At 71.1% G+C, this 16,605-nt stretch carries 16 protein-coding genes; 5 read left to right on the plus strand and 11 right to left on the minus strand.

The features are described 5' to 3' along the window. Positions 1 to 36 precede the first annotated feature (36 nt). Positions 37 to 1,068, plus strand: a complete 1,032-nt coding sequence (gene glpX / locus ABZ808_RS21150; RefSeq protein ID WP_357009030.1) for a class II fructose-bisphosphatase — start codon at positions 37 to 39, stop codon at positions 1,066 to 1,068. Then, entirely contained in the window at positions 1,065 to 2,072 is a 1,008-nt protein-coding gene (locus ABZ808_RS21155) for a DMT family transporter (protein ID WP_357009033.1), read from the plus strand. The genes glpX and ABZ808_RS21155 overlap by 4 nt, the downstream gene beginning before the upstream one ends. Positions 2,073 to 2,200: 128 nt before the next feature. Here ABZ808_RS21155 and ABZ808_RS21160 read toward each other — a convergent pair whose 3' ends face one another. The 7 genes from ABZ808_RS21160 to ABZ808_RS21190 form a co-directional block, all read right to left on the minus strand. Further along, the gene (locus ABZ808_RS21160) at positions 2,201 to 3,811 is read right to left on the minus strand and encodes a hypothetical protein (protein ID WP_357009036.1); all 1,611 of its coding nucleotides are present in this window, start codon (positions 3,809 to 3,811) and stop codon (positions 2,201 to 2,203) included. 65 nt (positions 3,812 to 3,876) lie between these two features. Further along, positions 3,877 to 4,845, minus strand: a complete 969-nt coding sequence (locus tag ABZ808_RS21165) for an NAD(P)/FAD-dependent oxidoreductase (protein ID WP_357009560.1) — start codon at positions 4,843 to 4,845, stop codon at positions 3,877 to 3,879. 102 nt (positions 4,846 to 4,947) lie between these two features. After that, a complete protein-coding gene (locus ABZ808_RS21170) occupies positions 4,948 to 5,601 on the minus strand; it encodes a rhomboid family intramembrane serine protease (RefSeq protein WP_357009039.1) in 654 nt (217 codons plus the stop codon). A gap of 114 nt (positions 5,602 to 5,715) precedes the next feature. Continuing rightward, positions 5,716 to 6,393 (minus strand): lytic transglycosylase domain-containing protein, encoded by a 678-nt coding sequence (locus tag ABZ808_RS21175; protein WP_357009042.1) that lies wholly within the window; start codon positions 6,391 to 6,393, stop codon positions 5,716 to 5,718. A gap of 276 nt (positions 6,394 to 6,669) precedes the next feature. Then, positions 6,670 to 8,085: a PhoH family protein gene (locus ABZ808_RS21180; RefSeq protein WP_357009044.1), complete on the minus strand. Its 1,416-nt coding sequence runs from the start codon at positions 8,083 to 8,085 to the stop codon at positions 6,670 to 6,672. A gap of 415 nt (positions 8,086 to 8,500) precedes the next feature. Next, positions 8,501 to 8,836 carry a hypothetical protein gene (locus ABZ808_RS21185; RefSeq protein WP_357009047.1) on the minus strand — a complete coding sequence of 112 codons (336 nt, stop codon included), beginning with the start codon at positions 8,834 to 8,836 and terminating at the stop codon, positions 8,501 to 8,503. 31 nt (positions 8,837 to 8,867) lie between these two features. Further along, positions 8,868 to 9,212, minus strand: coding sequence for a hypothetical protein (locus ABZ808_RS21190; protein WP_357009050.1), 345 nt, complete (start codon positions 9,210 to 9,212; stop codon positions 8,868 to 8,870). Between the two features lie 264 nt (positions 9,213 to 9,476). Here ABZ808_RS21190 and ABZ808_RS21195 point away from each other — a divergent pair, with 264 nt between their 5' ends. The 3 genes from ABZ808_RS21195 to otsB all read left to right on the plus strand — a co-directional run bounded on the left by ABZ808_RS21195 (position 9,477) and on the right by otsB (position 11,330). Continuing rightward, positions 9,477 to 9,920 carry a helix-turn-helix transcriptional regulator gene (locus tag ABZ808_RS21195; protein ID WP_357009053.1) on the plus strand — a complete coding sequence of 148 codons (444 nt, stop codon included), beginning with the start codon at positions 9,477 to 9,479 and terminating at the stop codon, positions 9,918 to 9,920. A gap of 161 nt (positions 9,921 to 10,081) precedes the next feature. Beyond that, positions 10,082 to 10,435 carry a hypothetical protein gene (locus ABZ808_RS21200; protein WP_357009055.1) on the plus strand — a complete coding sequence of 118 codons (354 nt, stop codon included), beginning with the start codon at positions 10,082 to 10,084 and terminating at the stop codon, positions 10,433 to 10,435. Between the two features lie 70 nt (positions 10,436 to 10,505). Continuing rightward, complete coding sequence (otsB, locus tag ABZ808_RS21205) at positions 10,506 to 11,330, plus strand: trehalose-phosphatase (protein ID WP_357009058.1); 825 nt, start codon at positions 10,506 to 10,508, stop codon at positions 11,328 to 11,330. A gap of 21 nt (positions 11,331 to 11,351) precedes the next feature. On the opposite strand, the gene ABZ808_RS21210 is transcribed toward otsB, so the two are convergent. The 4 genes from ABZ808_RS21210 to ABZ808_RS21225 all read right to left on the minus strand — a co-directional run bounded on the left by ABZ808_RS21210 (position 11,352) and on the right by ABZ808_RS21225 (position 16,576). Then, positions 11,352 to 12,122 (minus strand): isoprenyl transferase, encoded by a 771-nt coding sequence (locus tag ABZ808_RS21210; RefSeq protein WP_357009061.1) that lies wholly within the window; start codon positions 12,120 to 12,122, stop codon positions 11,352 to 11,354. Between the two features lie 31 nt (positions 12,123 to 12,153). Continuing rightward, positions 12,154 to 13,296, minus strand: coding sequence for a geranylgeranyl reductase family protein (locus tag ABZ808_RS21215; protein WP_357009064.1), 1,143 nt, complete (start codon positions 13,294 to 13,296; stop codon positions 12,154 to 12,156). A gap of 540 nt (positions 13,297 to 13,836) precedes the next feature. Next, positions 13,837 to 14,694: a hypothetical protein gene (locus ABZ808_RS21220; protein ID WP_357009067.1), complete on the minus strand. Its 858-nt coding sequence runs from the start codon at positions 14,692 to 14,694 to the stop codon at positions 13,837 to 13,839. A 37-nt stretch (positions 14,695 to 14,731) separates the two neighbouring features. Then, positions 14,732 to 16,576: a phosphoenolpyruvate carboxykinase (GTP) gene (locus ABZ808_RS21225; RefSeq protein WP_357009070.1), complete on the minus strand. Its 1,845-nt coding sequence runs from the start codon at positions 16,574 to 16,576 to the stop codon at positions 14,732 to 14,734. Between the last annotated feature and the right edge of the window lie 29 nt (positions 16,577 to 16,605).

A 16,605-nucleotide genomic window follows, 5' to 3' on the forward strand; every position in this document is an offset into this window, starting at 1 on the left:
CCGGTCGTCCCCGCACCGTCGCGAGGAGGAGCCGTCATGACGAACACCAGGACGCGGATCCCACAGGATCTCGACCGCAACCTTGCCCTCGACCTGGTCCGGGTCACGGAGGCCGCGGCGATGGCCGCCGGCCGTTGGGTCGGCCGAGGCGACAAGGAGGGCGGCGACGGAGCCGCCGTCGACGCCATGCGCAAGCTGATCAACTCGATCCAGATGCGCGGCATCGTGGTGATCGGCGAGGGCGAGAAGGACAACGCCCCGATGCTCTTCAACGGTGAACACGTCGGCGACGGCACCGGCCCGGAGGTGGACGTCGCGGTCGACCCGGTGGACGGCACCACCCTGATGAGCAAGGGCATGCCGAACGCGCTGGCGGTGCTCGCCGTCTCCGAGCGGGGTGCGATGTTCGACCCGAGCGCGGTCTTCTACATGGAGAAGCTCGCCGTCGGCCCCGCGTACGCCGATGTGGTGGACATCAACGCGGGGGTGGCCGAGAACCTGCGCCGGATCGCGAAGGTCAAGGGCACCGACGTGTCCGAGGTGACGGTCTGCGTGCTGGACCGCACCCGCCACGACGACCTGGTCACGCAGATCCGCCGGGCCGGGGCGGGCATCCGGTTCATCTCCGACGGCGACATCGCCGGCTCCATCGCGGCGGCCCGGGGCGAGTCGGACGTCGACGTGCTGATGGGCATCGGCGGCACCCCGGAGGGCATCATCTCGGCCTGCGCGCTGAAGTGCATGGGTGGCGCGATGCAGGCCAAGCTCTGGCCACGCGACGACGAGGAGCGGGAGAAGGCGCTCGCCGCCGGGCACGACCTGGACCGGGTGCTGGGCACCGACGACCTGGTCACCGGGGACAACTGCTTCTTCGTGGCGACCGGGGTCACCTCCGGCGACCTGCTGCGTGGGGTGCGCTACCGGGCCGGTGGCGCGTACACCCAGTCGATCGTGATGCGGTCGAAGAGCGGCACCATCCGGGTGATCGACTCGTACCACCGGCTGGAGAAGCTGGCCCTCTACTCGGCCGTCGACTTCGACGGTCGGCCGCTGGCCGAGCAGGAGTGACAGTCACCGACACTGCGACCCCGCAGTCCCTCTCCGCCGCCCGCCGGATCACCGGCGTCACGCTGGCGTCGTTCTCCGGGGTCGCGGTGGCGGTGCAATCTCGGATCAACGGCGAGCTGGGCGTACGCCTGGCCGACGGGTTCGCCGCCGCGGTGGTCTCGTTCGGGCTGGGTCTGCTGGTGCTGCTGGTGCTGGTGCCCACCACCCCCGGTGGGCGACGCGGCCTGGCGGCGCTGCGACGTGCCCTCACCGGGGGCGCGTTGCGGCCCTGGCAGTGCCTGGGTGGGATGTGCGGGGCGTTCCTGGTCGCGACCCAGGGGCTCACCATCGGCTCGTTGGGTGTGGCCCTCTTCACCGTGGCGGTCGTCGCTGGCCAGACCGGCAGCAGCCTCCTGGTGGATCGCGCCGGCATCGGCCCCACCGGTCGGCAGCCGATCACCCGGCAGCGCCTGGCCGGAGCGGTGCTCACCGTGCTCGCGGTCGCTCTGGCGGTCGGCGACCGGCTCGGCGACCCGGGCACGCTGGCGCTGGCCCTGCTGCCGCTGCTGGCCGGGGTGGGCATCGCCTGGCAGCAGGCGGTCAACGGCCGGGTCCGGGCGGCAGCCGACAGCGCGCTGACCGCCACGCTTGTCAACTTCGCCGTCGGCACGGTCACGCTGCTCGTCGCGTTCGCCATCGACATCGCGGTACGCGGCTGGCCGACCGGCCACCTGCCGACCGAGCCGTGGCTCTACCTGGGCGGCCCGATCGGCATCGTGTTCATCGCGATCGCCGCCGCGATCGTGCGCTTCACCGGCGTCCTGCTGCTCGGCCTGGCCACCATCGCCGGCCAGATCGTGGGCGCGGTCCTGCTGGACCTGGTGCTGCCCACGGCGGCCTCGCACCCCGGCGTGAACACCCTGCTCGGGGCCGCGCTGACCATGGTGGCCGTGCTGATCGCCGCCCTGGCCCCACCCGCGCGCCCGCGGGGCACGACCTCGGGCCGCTTCACCCGCCATCGCTGACAATCTTGGCCACTTTCCGTTAGCCAACGGAAAGTGGCCAAGATCTACCTCCCGCGATACCGAAAAGGCGCGCTCGTCCCGCACTGACACAACCCGCCCGCCGACACGTCCCGGGGCCGCAGCAGGCGTCAGCGCAGCGGCACCCTCGGCGGCAGGGGTTGGTAGGGCGGGTAGGGCGGCGTGCCGCGCCGGTTCTCTTCGCGGGCCGGGTCGGCGAGCTTGGCGAGCCGGACGGCCAGCAGCAGACCCGGCACGGTGGCCAGCAGGGCCAGCGCGACCGCCACCCGGGTCTGCTCGGGAGTGCCGTTCACCCAGCCGACCAGCGGCAGTCCGGCCAGGATCGCGGTGAGCAGAAGGTCGGCCACGGTCCATCCGACCCAACGGCCCGGCGCGCTGCCGAGCCACGGGACCAGGAGCATGCCCGTCACCGCAAGCGCGCCCAACGGCAGGATGACGAACAGCACCATGACCACGACGCCGCCGTCGTCGTCGCGGGGCCAGGCGGCCTCCAGCACAAGGGCGGCCAGCAGGATCGGCAGGGCACCGGCGATTCCCCACCAGCGGCTTCCTCCACCACGTCGGATCGCCACGTGACCGGCGATCACGGTGACCGCGCAGCCGAGTAGTAACGCGAGCGTGGTGGCGAGCAGCAGGTCCGTCTCGCGTCGCACCGACCCGTCGTCGTCGATCGCCGGCAGATCACTCTTGTCGACCCTGTAGCTGGACGGGCCGAGGTGGCCGTCGCGCCGCCAATCGCCGTCCGACAGACGGCGCAGGAAGCCGTCCCGACCGTTTGCGACAAGTACCTCGTGGCCACCGCCGGCGTGTGGATAGACAGCCAACTCGCGGGAGGAGAAGTGTCGGCGTACGTCGCCCGGGCTAGGGTATCGGCGGGCCAACGCCTCGCGCCGTGCGTCCGACACCTCCCAGGCAATCTGCCAGGTCACGCCGGCGTCGTCGCTCTGCTCCACCCGCAGGTGCCCGGGGACCACCCGGTAACAGCGCCGGGGCTCGTCCGGCGCGCACGCCTGCTGGCGCGGAGAGTCCTGGGCCCGCAGTAGTTGCACCTCGCCGTCGGTGGCGGTTCGCCAGGTGGTCGCCGCGTCGTCGCTGATCGACCACCAGCCGTCGGCCGGCCCGTCGGGCCAGCTACCGTCGAAGCCCGTGCCGACCGCGATCGCCGGGTGACCCTCGAATGTCGTGACGCCCAGCGCGTAGGGGTAGTGGACCGGGCTGGTGGCGGCCACCGCAAGGACTGCCGGCGGCAGGACAACCAGCAGCCGGACCAGCCGAGCCGTCCGGTGCCGCACCGGCCGCACCCGGGCCCGCGTCCAACTCCACCACGCCAGGCCGAGCGCCGGCAGCGTGAACAGGTCGGTCCAGTCGGCCCGGACCAGCGACGGCCCCGCCAGCGCGGTCCAGGCCGAGGAGGCCAACTCAGCGGCGTACCCACTGGATTTGACCACCGCGAACCCGGCACCCACCGCGACCAGGCCGGCCACGGCGGCGATCCGGGCCGGCATTCGCGGCACCACCAGCGTCAGCAACACCGCGACCAGCGGCGGAGCGAGCACCAGGCCCGCCACGTCACTCAACTTGCCCGTCACCAGGCCCGGAAACGCCGCCTTCCACACGTGGTCGTTGACCACCAACACCACCAGGGCTAGCAGAGTGGCCGGGTGGCAGAGCCACGACAGCGTGGTCGGTGCGCCGTCACGTGCTTTCTCGGACCCCGTCATCCCCTCAGGGTCCGGTCGACCCGTCTCGATCCGGACACGGGCCGGTCAGTGTCCGGTACCGACGGTCAGCCGGCGTCGGAGGAGTGCCCGGGGAACAGGTGTGCGCTCGGATCGATGACCACCGCCGCGTTGTTCACGGCCGTGGCGGCCTCGCCGAAGCCGGTGGCGATCAGGCGTACCTTGCCCGGGTACTCGGTGATGTCGCCGGCCGCGAAGACCCGGGGCAGGTTCGTGGCCATGGCGCTGTCCACCAGGATGTGTCGGCGGTCCAGCCGCAGCCCCCACTCGGCGAGCGGACCCAGGTCGGCGGTGAAACCGAGGGCGGCGACCACCGTGTCCACCGGCAGCGTCTCGGCCGCGCCACCACGCACTGTCACCTCGGCACCGGTCACAGTGCCGTCCCCGAGCAGCCGGGTGACCTCGGCGTTGACCACCACCCGCACCGGCAGCGACAGCACCCGGGCGACCGTCGACGCGTGCGCCCGGAACTTCTCCCGCCGGTGCACCAGGGTCACCGAACGGGCCAGCGGTTGCAGGGCCAACGCCCAGTCGAAGGCGGAGTCGCCGCCACCGACGATCAGCACGTCCCGGTCGGCCAGCTCGGCCGGGTCGGTGACGAAATAGACGATCCCGGTGCCGGGCGCGCCGTCGGCGCAGGGCAACGGCCGTGGGCTGAAGCTGCCCAGCCCGCCGGTGACCACGACCGCGCCGCAGGCGAGCTGGTCGCCGCCGGCCAGGCCGAGCACCGGCCGGCCATCGACGTACGAGAGCTTCTCGGCCCTGGTGCCGAGCAGGTACCGCGGGCCGAACGGGGCCGCCTGGGCGACCAGGTTGGACACCAGGTCGCGGCCCTTGACGGCGGGGAAGCCGGCCACGTCGAGGATCAGCTTCTCCGGGTACATGGCGGTGACCTGACCGCCAGGCTCCGGCAGCGCGTCGATCACCGCCACCGACAACCCGCGAAACCCGGCGTAGTACGCGGCGAAGAGCCCGGCCGGGCCGGCCCCGATCACGGCTACATCGACCTCATGCATGGCGTACCGTCGCTTTCCGCTCACGGATCAACGCTTGCTGATCCAGACGGTAAGCGGGTGGCACCGGTCGGGCAAGCATGTCCCGGCGCGCCGACGAGCAGGTCAGGGCAGGCTGAGGGTGGACCCCGAGTAGTCCGAGCCGTCCACGGTGGGCCGACGGCGGCGGAACAGGATCGCCGCCACCACGCCACCGAGCAACCCGAACAGGTGCCCCTGCCAGGAGATCCGCTCGTCGGTGGGGAGGATGCCGACGAGCTGCCACCCGTAGAGCAGGCCGACCAGCAGGAAGACGGCGAAGTTCCACCAGCTGCGCTCGAAGATGCCCCGGGTCAGCAGGATGCCCAGGTAGCCGAAGATCACCCCGCTGGCGCCGACCACCACCGAGTTGGGCGAGCCGGTGAACCACACGCCGAGCCCGCTGACCAGGATGATGATCAGGGTCGACCAGAGGAACCGCCGGGCACCGGCGGCCAGCACGAAGGTGCCGAGCAGGATCAGCGGGATGCTGTTGCTGTAGAGGTGGTCGAAGCCGTGGTGCAGGAACGGGGAGAAGAAGACCCCGTCAAGGCCGTCGATGCGGTGCGGGATGATGCCGGCCGTGGCATCCAGGCCGAAGTCGAGGCCCTGGTCGAAGGCCTCGATGAAGAAGAGGAACGGGACCACCGCGCACATCGCGACGAAGGCCCGACCGAGCGCGGCGTAGAACGCCTCGGTGCCGAACCGGTGGGGGTCGCCGCTTGACGGGTGCAGTGTCACCCCCCAACTGCTATCAGCAAAAGCGGCCAACCGCCACTCGCGTCCCGCCCATACGTCCGCTGTACGGACGACGGCGGGGCGGGTGGTCGCCCACCCGCCCCGCCGTGGAGATCGTCAGTACGTGTTGTTGTTCTGGAAGTACGTCCAGGCACCGCAGGGCGTCTTGTACCTGCCCTTGACGTAGCCCAACCCCCACTTGATCTGCGTGGCCGGGTTGGTCTGCCAGTCGGCGCCAGCGGAAACCATCTTGCTGCCCGGGTACGCCTGGGGGATGCCGTACGCGCCGGACGAGGAGTTGCGGGCCTTGTGGTTCCAGCCGCTCTCCTTGGTCCAGAGCTTCTCCAGGCAGGGGAACTCGGAGATGCCGAAGCCCGCGTCGATCATCAACGCACAGCCGATCTTGCGGTTGCCGCTGTACTCGGCGCAGGACGCCGGGATGGGCCCGTCGTACGGCTTGGCGGCCTGGTCGGCGGCCTTCCGCTCGGCCTTGCGGGCGGCTGCGGCGGCCTCGGCCTTACGGGCCCGCTCGGCGGCCTCCTTGGCGGCCTGCGCGGCCCGCAGCTTGGCCTGGTACTCGGCGGCCCGCTGCTTGGCGAACGCGACCTGGTGTGCGGCCTGCCGATCACGCTGGTAGGCGAAATCGGCCCGGTCGACCTCGAGGCTGACCTGCTCGGTCAGGCCCTGTTGCTGAGTTTCGCGGTCTTCGCCCAGGTAGAAGCCACCGGCAACGCCCACGGAGAGCAGCGCGACAGCAGCCGTACGGGCGCCCAACCGGCTCCACAGCCGACTCACGAAGTGGTCCCTTCGTCGGGGGCAAGGACACGGCGCGGCCCAGGCCACGCGGGCCGTCAGCCGTGCCGCGAGCGCCCCGACCGGTCTGCCGGTCGCGCCGACGCACCGACCGTCACCGATGGTCGCCATCTCTGGGCAACCGATCACCAACGATCCCCGTGGTGCGTGGGCGCTCGTTGGACACCATCGCGCACAGTGAGGCTGATGGGAAACCAACACGGCCGTTTGTGATCTGCACCACACTGAAAATGTGGACGAAAGCCTACAAAAGCCCCATCAGAGCGGGATGTCCTCCAGAAGATCGGTCACCATTGCGGCGATCGGCGAACGCTCCGAACGGCTGAGCGTGACATGGGCGAAGAGGGGATGGCCCTTCAGTGCCTCGATGACAGCGGTCACGCCGTCGTGTCGGCCGACCCGCAGATTGTCCCGCTGGGCCACGTCATGGGTGAGCACCACCCGGGAGCCCTGCCCGATCCGGGACAGCACGGTCAACAGCACACCGCGCTCCAGCGACTGCGCCTCGTCCACGATCACGAAGGCGTCGTGCAGGCTGCGCCCTCGGATGTGGGTCAGCGGGAGCACCTCGAGAATGCCCCGCGAGGTGACCTCCTCCAGCACGTTCTCGTGCACCACCGCGCCGAGCGTGTCGAAGACCGCCTGGGCCCACGGCGACATCTTCTCTGACTCCGACCCCGGCAGGTAGCCCAACTCCTGGCCACCCACGGCGTACAGCGGGCGGAACACGATCACCTTCTTGTGCCGACGGCGCTCCATCACCGCCTCCAGCCCGGCGCAGAGCGCCAACGCCGACTTGCCGGTGCCGGCCCGGCCACCCAACGAGACGATCCCGATCGACTCGTCGAGCAGCAGGTCGAGCGCGACCCGCTGCTCCGCCGAGCGGCCGTGCAGGCCGAACGCCTCCCGGTCGCCCCGGACCAACCGGACGGACTTGTCCGGCAGCACCCGGCCGAGCGCGGAGCCGCGCGTCGAGTGCAGCACCAGGCCGGTGTGGCAGGGCAGGCCAGCCGCCTCGTCGACGTCGAGCGTCTCGCCGGCGTACAGCTGACCGATCTGCTCCTCACCCAACTCCAGCTCGGACATGCCGGTCCAGGTCGGGTCGCTGGCCTGGCCGTGCCGGTACTCGTCGGCGCGCAGACCCACCGAGGCAGCCTTGACCCGCAGCGGCATGTCCTTGCTGACCAGGGTGACGTCCCGTCCCTCGGCGGCGAGGTTGAGCGCCACGGAGAGAATCCGGGCGTCGTTGCTCTCGGTGCGGAACCCGGGCGGCAGCACCCCGTCGTCGGTGTGGTTCAGCTCCACCCGCAGCGTGCCGCCGACATCGTTGGCGGGCACCGGCCGGTCCAGCCGGCCGTGCCGGATCCGCAGCTCGTCGAGCATGCGCAGCGACTGCCGGGCGAACCAGCCCAGCTCCGGATGGTGCCGCTTGCCCTCCAACTCGGTGATGACCACCAGTGGCAGCACCACCTCGTGCTCGGCGAACCGGTGGAACGCCGCCGGGTCGGACAGCAGCACGGAGGTGTCCAGAACGAACGCCTGCCCGGCTGGTCGCGGCTCCTCGGGGTCGACCGGCACGACGGCCGGCGCACTGCGGCTCCGGGTGGCGCGGCGGGTCGTGGCAGTCGCGGCCGGGGTCTGGTCGGCACCGGCGGTGATACGGCGAGTCGTCACAGGCCTGCTCCGACGGATGGGCACCCGGCCACCCGTGTTCCGCCTCGTCCGGTGCCCGGGGACACGGGGTCGGATGCGGAACCCCGTGTGCGAGGTCGCAGATCCGGGCGGACCGGCTGGCTCGGGAGAACCCCGTGCCATGCCTAGACGCTAGCGGCGGCGGACCGTCCCGGCTAGTGCACGATCGTGGATCTTCGGAGACAGCCCTGTTGACACCCCACCGACGCCGGACGTGGCCGGGCCGGCAGGGGTATGCGGCGAGCCGGCCGGGATGCATGCCCCCTGCGCGCATCCCGGCCGGCGGAGCCACCGTCACCGGTCTGACGTGACCCCGACGGTGCGTGTCCGCCGCGGACGACGCACCGCGTTCGTGGCGCCGGTCGGCGGGACCGCTCGCGGCGGCCCGCCGGCCGGCTCAACCGGTCCGTCGAACGAGCGTGCCGGTCGGGTGCCGCCCCGTGATCGGGGCGGCCGGCGCGGTGAACGACGAGCCGGTGTAGGTGGTGCCGGGGCGGGCCACGGTGCCGGCGGAACGGACCGCGCCCGCCGAGGAGACCGACAGGGCGGAGGCGATCGCCGCCTGGGCGTCGCGCCGCCGCCGGTTCCAGGCGCCCCGGTCGCCGTCGAAGTAGCCCTGCCGGTAACCGAAGCGGTACCCGATGCGGTAACTCAACTGCCCGTGCAGCCGACCGGCCGCGTAGCTGGTGGCAGCGAGCACCAGGACGAGGAAGACCACGAGGAAAGGGCTCATCGGGCGGCCCCGGCCCGGCCCGGACGCCGGGTCATCGCTCCTCCGGCTCGACCTGGGTCGGGTCGGCGACGAGAAGCCGGTCCAGATCGTCGGTGCTGACCTCCTCGACCAGCTCGACGCTGATCCGGCAGCCGTCCAGCACGACCTCGGCCACGGAGGAGCGGCGGATCTCCCCACCGGCGTCGTAGACCCGGACGCTCAGCTCGGGGCAGCCGAGGTGGGTGCGCCAGGCATTCCACTCGGTGCGGTCGCTGACGCTCAGCGACAGGTATCGGCAGCCTCGGGCTAGGTAGAGGCGCCACGGGGCACTCAGCCCCGCGGCCACTCCCTCGGCGATCAGCCCGAAGGCCTGGGCTCGGGTGGCGAGCTCGGTCACCACACCCCCCTGGCACCGGGGGCGTGACGCATGCGAGCACTAATCGTCTCATGCACGTGACACACCGTAGATTGTCCCATGAGCGTGACAGTATCAGCTTTTCGTCTGTTTACCTTGACCACTATGGGCATCTATTCTGCCCGGGTGACACCCCTCAAGAGTGACTCTGGATCGTTTACCTGGAACCCGAGGCCACCGTCACGTCCGCGTGACAGCAGCGTGCCTGAACACACACAGGCCTCCCCTTGGCCGTACCGTCACGGGGTGACTGAGACGGCCAATGCGCGAAAGATCGCCTTCGCCACCTTCGTCCGGCGTGCCCTCGACGAGGCGCGAGCCACCCGGGCCTGGAGCGGCACCGAGGTGTCCCGACGTACCGGCGTCTCCCGCCAGACCATCAACCGGTGGGTCCGTGGCGACTGGGCCAGCGACCCCGAGGCCGAACGGGTGGTCGCCTTCTGCGAGGGCCTCGGGCTGAACCCCGCCACCGCCTTCGCCGCGCTGGGCTGGGACCGCACCGCCTCCGGCCCGCGGGTCAGCCAGCCCGCCCCGCCGATGGATCCGGACGTGGAGGCTCTGCTGCGTCGCCTGGTCGACCCCGACGTGTCGGACGCGGAGAAGTTCCACATCCGCGAAACCATCAGATATCTCGCATACCGCCCAACGCTGCCGGTCGATGTCCGAAAAAGAGGGAATCAGGCAGGGTAGTTCCTCAGATGGCGAAAGAACGCCTGGTCAGGTTCATTCGTTTCACTCCGGGGCCGGAACGGGCACGCTAGCGTCCCTATTCGTACTGCTTGGGCTCGTCATCGGCGGGGGACGGGACAAGGCCGAACTCAGCCCTGCGGGACAGAAGGAGGGGTCTGTCCATGACCCTGAAGTGGGTGGCAGTCGTGGTCGCCGCGGTGTCGATGACATTGTGGGCGACCGGCAATGCGGTGACCCTCGCGGTCAACGGCGGGCAGCTTCCGCTGTTCGTCAACCTCCTCGCGCTCGTCAGCGCCGGCACGGCGGTCGTCCTGGCCGTCCTCGCAGAGCTGCACGAGCGCCTGAACGACCGGTTGAGCGCACTCACCGACTTCCTGGTGGCCCGGCTCAACGAGATCGAGAAGCGCACCGGGGATCGCAACACCGGTTTCGTGGAGGGCTACCTGTTGAACCACGGCCAGGAGGCGGCGGTGGTGCCGATCGGCCGGCGCGGACGAGGAGCCGCCGAACGCTGACCGCGCCCCCAGCCGAGCGGGGTGCGCTCGGCCAGGAATAGGCCCGCATCGCCGGGGTACGCTGACGCGCGTGCCACCGTTGAATCTGGGCAACCACCAGCCGAAGACCCCGTTGAACGCCGACCAGGCCTGGCAGGTCACCGCCGGCCGGGCCGCCGGGACGGTGCTCTTCTTCGACTTCGACGGCACACTCGCGCCCGTCGACGATGACCCGACCGCAGTGCGGCCCGCCCCCAAGGCGCTGGCCGCGATCGAGGCGTTGGCCCCGGTGGTCAGGCGAGTCGCAATCGTCTCCGCGAGACCTGTCGAGTTCCTCCGCGACCGCCTCGGCGAGCTCAGCGGTGTGGACCTCTACGGCCTCTACGGGCTGGAGCACAGCCACTCCGGCGGCGAGACGGTCACCGAACCCGCCGCCCTGCCCTGGGTGCCGACCATGGCGGAGCTGGCCGACCTGGCCCGGGCTGAACTGCCGCCCGGCACGCTTGTCGAGTTCAAGCGGCTCTCCGTCGCGCTGCACTGGCGGACCGCTCCGCAACTCGGCCCGACCGTGCAGGAGTGGGGGCAGGCGCAGGCCGACCGGCTGGGGCTGCGGGTGCAGGCCGGGCGGATGGTGCTGGAGCTCAAGCCGCCCGTCGACCGGGACAAGGGCATGGTGATCGGCGAGGTGGTTCAGGAAGCCACCGGCGCCTGGTATTTCGGCGACGACGTCTCGGACATCAAGGCGTTCGCGGCGCTGCGAGCCCGCGCCGCGGCGGACCCGGACTTCTTCGGCGTGTGCGTGGCCGTCGCCAACTCGGAGACCGGTCAGGAGGTGGCCGACGCCGCCGACCTGACCATCGAGTCCCCGGCCGCTCTGGGCGACTTCCTCACCCGGGCGCTGACCTACCTGCCCTGAGCCGCGGCTGACGCCGCCCGCTCAGACGCCGTAACGACGTTGGCGGGTGGCGTACGAGCGCAGCGCACGCAGGAAGTCGATGTGCCGGAAATCCGGCCAGTTGAGTTCGCAGAAGTAGAACTCCGAGTGTGCGGACTGCCAGAGCATGAAACCGGACAGCCGCTGCTCCCCGCTGGTGCGGATGACCAGGTCGGGGTCGGGTTGGCCGCGGGTGTAGAGATGCTCGGAGATGTGCTCGACGTCCAGTACCTCGGCCAGTTCCTCGAGGGTCCCGCCGGAGGCGGCGTGCTCCAGCAGCAACGAGCGGACCGCGTCGGTGATCTCCCGTCGGCCGCCGTAGCCCACCGCGATGTTGACCTCAGCCCCGTCGCTGCGGTCCCGGGTGCGCTCCTCGGCACCCTTGAGCGCCGCCGCCGTTTGGGCCGGCAACAGGTCCAGAGCACCGACGATGCGCAGCCGCCAGGGATTGCCCTCCTCGGCCAGCTCCACCACCAGGTCTTCGATGATCTGAAGCAGCGGGTCCAGCTCGCTGGCCGGGCGGCGCAGGTTGTCGGTGGCCAGCAGGTAGAGGGTGACGTGCCCGATACCGGCCTGGTCACACCAGCCGAGCACGTGTTTGATCTTTGCCGCGCCGACGCGGTGCCCGTCATTCGGGTCGACGAAGCCCATCTCCCGCGCCCACCGGCGGTTGCCGTCGCACATCACCCCGACGTGCCGTGGCACCGGTTTGCCCGCGAGCTTCGCCGTGAGCCGGCGCTCGTAGACGGAGTAGATAAGGTTCCGCAGCGTCATCACCTAGCAGCGTAGCGACCCGCCGGCCGGCTCACCGCCTCGGAGCCCGATCACCGGGGGACAATTCGATGCCGATCATGCCCAGCGTACGGGCAGTGAGCCGGCCGTCGCCGAGCCCCAACTCGACCACGTCGTCGAACACCCGGTCGTCGCGACGGGCCGCCCGGACCGCCGCGTCGACCACCCGCCGACGCCGAGCCAGCCAGGCCGCCACCGAACTGTGCCGCAGGTGGGTGCCGAGGCGGCGGCGAAGCCCGTCGGCGTACCGGCGGGCGGCACCCTCCGGCTCGCGGGCCGCGGCGGCCCCAGCCAGCGCACCGGAGAGCAGCGCGTAGAAGATGCCCTCACCGGTGAACGGGTTGATCAGCGACAGCGCGTCCCCGGCCAGCAGGGTGCGACCCCGCCCCGGCGCCGGCCGATGCGTGGACAGCGGCAGGTGGTGTGCCCGCAGCGCGGTTACCGTCGACAAATCGGTGCCGGGCAGCAGGGCGACCAGCCGGTCCAGCAGGTACGAGCGGCTCAGCGCCTCACCGCGCAGCACCTCCCCGTACCCGACGTTCGCCCGCCCGTCGCCGATCGGAAACGACCAGGCGTACGCCGGCCAGCGCGCTTTCGAGGTCACGATGAGCTGTTCGGGCGGGCCGGGCAGCGCCGGAGCGTACCCCCGGATGGCCAGTGCCAGGTGCCGGTCCGGGTTGACCGGGTGGCCGAGCGCCCGGCGCACCACCGACCCGGCCCCATCCGCGCCCACCACCACCCGACCGGACAGCTCCCCGTCGAGCACCACCCGATCCGCCCGCGTCTCGACGCGGCGGACAGTGTGCCGACGCAGCTGCGCGCCGGCGGCCACCGCCGCCGCGATCAGCCGGGCGTCGAAAACCTCCCGGGGCACGGTGTACGCCGGCCGGGGCAGCGCCCGGGCCACCGCCCCGCCACCCGGGGCAACCATGCGCAGCGCGGGCAGCGGGGCGTAGCCGTCCACCGCCTCGGTCACCCCAAGCTCGGCAAGTACGTCCACCGCGTGCGCGGCGATCCCATCACCGCACGCCTTGTCGCGGGGAAAGTCGGCCCGGTCCAGCAGCAGCACACTGGCGCCCGCCCGGCGGGCCGTCAGTGCGGCAGCCGCCCCGGCTGGCCCTGCTCCCACCACCACCACATCGAACTCGTCGCCCACCCGGCCTCCTCCCCTCCACCACCCCACCCACTGTGACCCCCGCCACTCAATTCTCCCCCACCCCACCCACCCCACGGCTATCGCCGTGCGGCAGCGCGCCTGCCCCCACCCCCGCGATCTTGCACTTTGTGTCGCCGCTTCGTACCTTTCACGCCTTTCGCCCGGACCGAAAGTGCAAGATCGGCGCGCGGGAGGGCCGGGCGCAGCTCGCGACGCAGGGGCGCGCGGGGCATGGCGCACGGGGGCGCGACGCGGGCACGGGGCGCGACGCGGGCACGGGACACGGGGCACGGCGCGGACGCGGGGTATGCGGTGCGGGGCGCAGGCGCGCCTGGGCGCAGGGCGCGACTCAGCCGCCGCTCATCCCCGCGATCTTGCACTTTCTGTCGCCGCTTTGCGGCTTTTGCAGCCTTACATACCGACAGAAAGTGCAAGATCGACGGGCAGTGGGCGGCAGAGGGGGCGGCGGACGGGGTGACGGTGGGCAGGATCGGGGGCAGCGGGGGCAGCGGGCGGGGGCGGGATGCGGGTGGGGCGGGGTCAGGGTGGGGGTGGGTTCGGGGCACGGGCTGCTCGGTGGAGGCCGTAGAGGGTGAGCGCGGCGGCGGCGACCAGCGGGGCGCCATCACGGACCAGGCCGTCGACCCCCAGCAGCCACCAGCACAGCGGCAGGTCCACGGCCAGGACGACCACCGTGACGACGACCAGCAGGCCGCGTGCCCAGTGCTTGCCGCGCATCAGGAAGGCGGTACAGAACAGCACCGCGTAGCTGGCCGAGATGCCCGCGCCGAACCAGAGGAGCACGGCAGGGACGGCGCTCAACCGACCGTCCAGGATGGACCCGCCGGCCACCAGTGCCGGTACGAGCATCAGTGGGCTGTAGGTGAAGGCCGCCACCCGACTGGTCAACAGCCAGCCGCTCGCCTCTGGCCGGCGTGGTGGGATTTCCCGCCAGGAGATGCCGGCCCGGTCGATGACCAGCCGTGGCCGGTACCGCACGAGGTGCCCGGCCAGTGCCGACGAGCGGTAGAGCAGCCAGACCACCGCCACACAGAGCGCGGCGAGTACGGCGAAACCGAGCAACCCGGGCAGCGGCGGCACCCCCTGCCGGGGCACGATCAGCCGGCCGACAGCGAAGATCGTGGTGACGGCGAGGATCAGCCCGAACGGGCGGGCCACGGTCCGGCCCCGGCGCACGTGCCCGATCAGCAGCAGGAACCCGAACGAGCGCAACATCGCCCAGCCGGTGCGTACGGCCAGACCAAAGCCCTGCTCCGGGGCGTACCACCAGTTGAGCAGCTCGACCACGACGGTGGCCGCCGCCGTCGTCGCCAGCAGGATGGTGAGCACCCGGACGGCGGACGGCCGCCGGACCTCGGTCTCGGCGGCCGTCCTCATGGAATCTGATGATGCCCGTGGCGGGCGATGTTCACACCTACCGTTGTGGCTGCGCGGCGTCCAGACGGGCCCGCAGCGCGTCCAGCTCGGCCCAGAGCACGCCGGGCAGCTTGTCACCGAACTTCTCGAACCACTCGGTGATCAGCGGCAGCTCGTTGCGCCACTCGTCCGGGTCGACCTTGAGCGCGATCCGAACGTCCTCCGGGGTCATGTCCAGGCCCTCGACGTCCAACGCGTCGGGTGCCGGAACCATCCCCACCGGGGTCTCCACTGCGTCGGCAGTGCCCTCGATCCGCTCCACGACCCACTTGAGCACCCGGGAGTTCTCCCCGAAGCCCGGCCAGAGGAACGAGCCGTCCGGGTCCTTGCGGAACCAGTTGACGTAGTAGATCTTCGGCAGCTTGGCCTCGTCGCCGTCGGCGCCCTTGCCCATCTCGATCCAGTGCCGGAAGTAGTCCCCGGCGTTGTAGCCGATGAACGGCAGCATCGCCATCGGGTCCCGCCGGACCACGCCGACCGCGCCAGACGCGGCGGCGGTCGTCTCCGAGGAGAGCGTGGCGCCCATGTAGACGCCGTGCACCCAGTCGCGGGCCTCGGTCACCAGCGGGATGGTGTCCTTGCGGCGACCACCGAAGAGGATCGCGTCGATCGGCACGCCGTTGGGGTCGAAGTACTCGTCGGCGAGGATCGGGCACTGGGTGATCGGGGTGCAGAACCGGCTGTTCGCGTGCGAGGAGAGGCTGTCGCTCTCCGGCGTCCAGTCGTTGCCCTTCCAGTCGATCAGGTGCGCCGGCGGCTCGCCCATGCCCTCCCACCAGACGTCCCCGTCGTCGGTGAGGCCGACGTTGGTGAAGACGGAGTTGCCCCGGTCCAGGGTCCGCATGGCGTTGGCGTTGGTCTTCCAGTCGGTGCCGGGCGCGACGCCGAACAGGCCGTACTCCGGGTTGACCGCGTAGAGCCGGCCGTCCGGGCCGAACCGCATCCAGGCGATGTCGTCGCCGATGGTCTCGACCTTCCAACCGGGGATGGTCGGCTCCACCATCGCCAGGTTGGTCTTGCCGCAGGCCGACGGGAAGGCGCCGGCGATGTGGTGGACCTTGCCCTCCGGCGAGGTGATCTTGAGGATGAGCATGTGCTCGGCGAGCCAGCCCTCGTCACGGCCCATCACGCTGGCGATCCGCAGCGAGTAGCACTTCTTGCCCAGCAGCGAGTTGCCGCCGTAGCCGGAGCCGTACGACCAGATCTCCCGGGTCTCCGGGAAGTGCGAGATGTACTTGGTCTCGTTGCACGGCCACGCCACGTCCTGCTGACCCGGCGCGAGCGGGGCGCCGATCGAGTGCAGCGCGTGCACGAAGCCCGCGTCGTCACCCATGGCCTCGAGGACCTTCGCGCCCATCCGGGTCATGATCCGCATGGACGCCACCACGTACGGGCTGTCGGTGATCTCGACACCGAACATCGGGCTCTCGGCCTCGACCGGACCCATGACAAACGGGATGACGTACATGGTGCGACCGCGCATCGAACCGCGGTACAGATCGGTCATCGTGCGCTTCATCTCGGCCGGCGCCATCCAGTTGTTGGTGGGGCCGGCGTCCGCCTCATCGACGGAACAGATGTAGGTGCGCTCCTCGACCCGGGCGACGTCCGTCGGGTCGGTACGCGCGTAGAACGAGTTCGGCTTCTTTTCCGGATTCAGCCGGATCAGCGTGCCGGCCTCGACCAGCTCATCGGTGAGGCGGCGCCATTCCTCGTCGGACCCGTCCACCCACACGACCCGGTCGGGGGTGGTCAGTTCCGCGACCTCACGGACCCAGGCGAGCAGTTTCGGATGGGACGTCGGGGCCTGATCGATACCCCGCACAACAGCCGGAGCAACCATGACACATCTCCTTGTGGTCGACGCTGACC

The organism is Micromonospora sp. NPDC047527 (genome assembly GCF_040643015.1).
Classification (GTDB): domain Bacteria; phylum Actinomycetota; class Actinomycetes; order Mycobacteriales; family Micromonosporaceae; genus Micromonospora.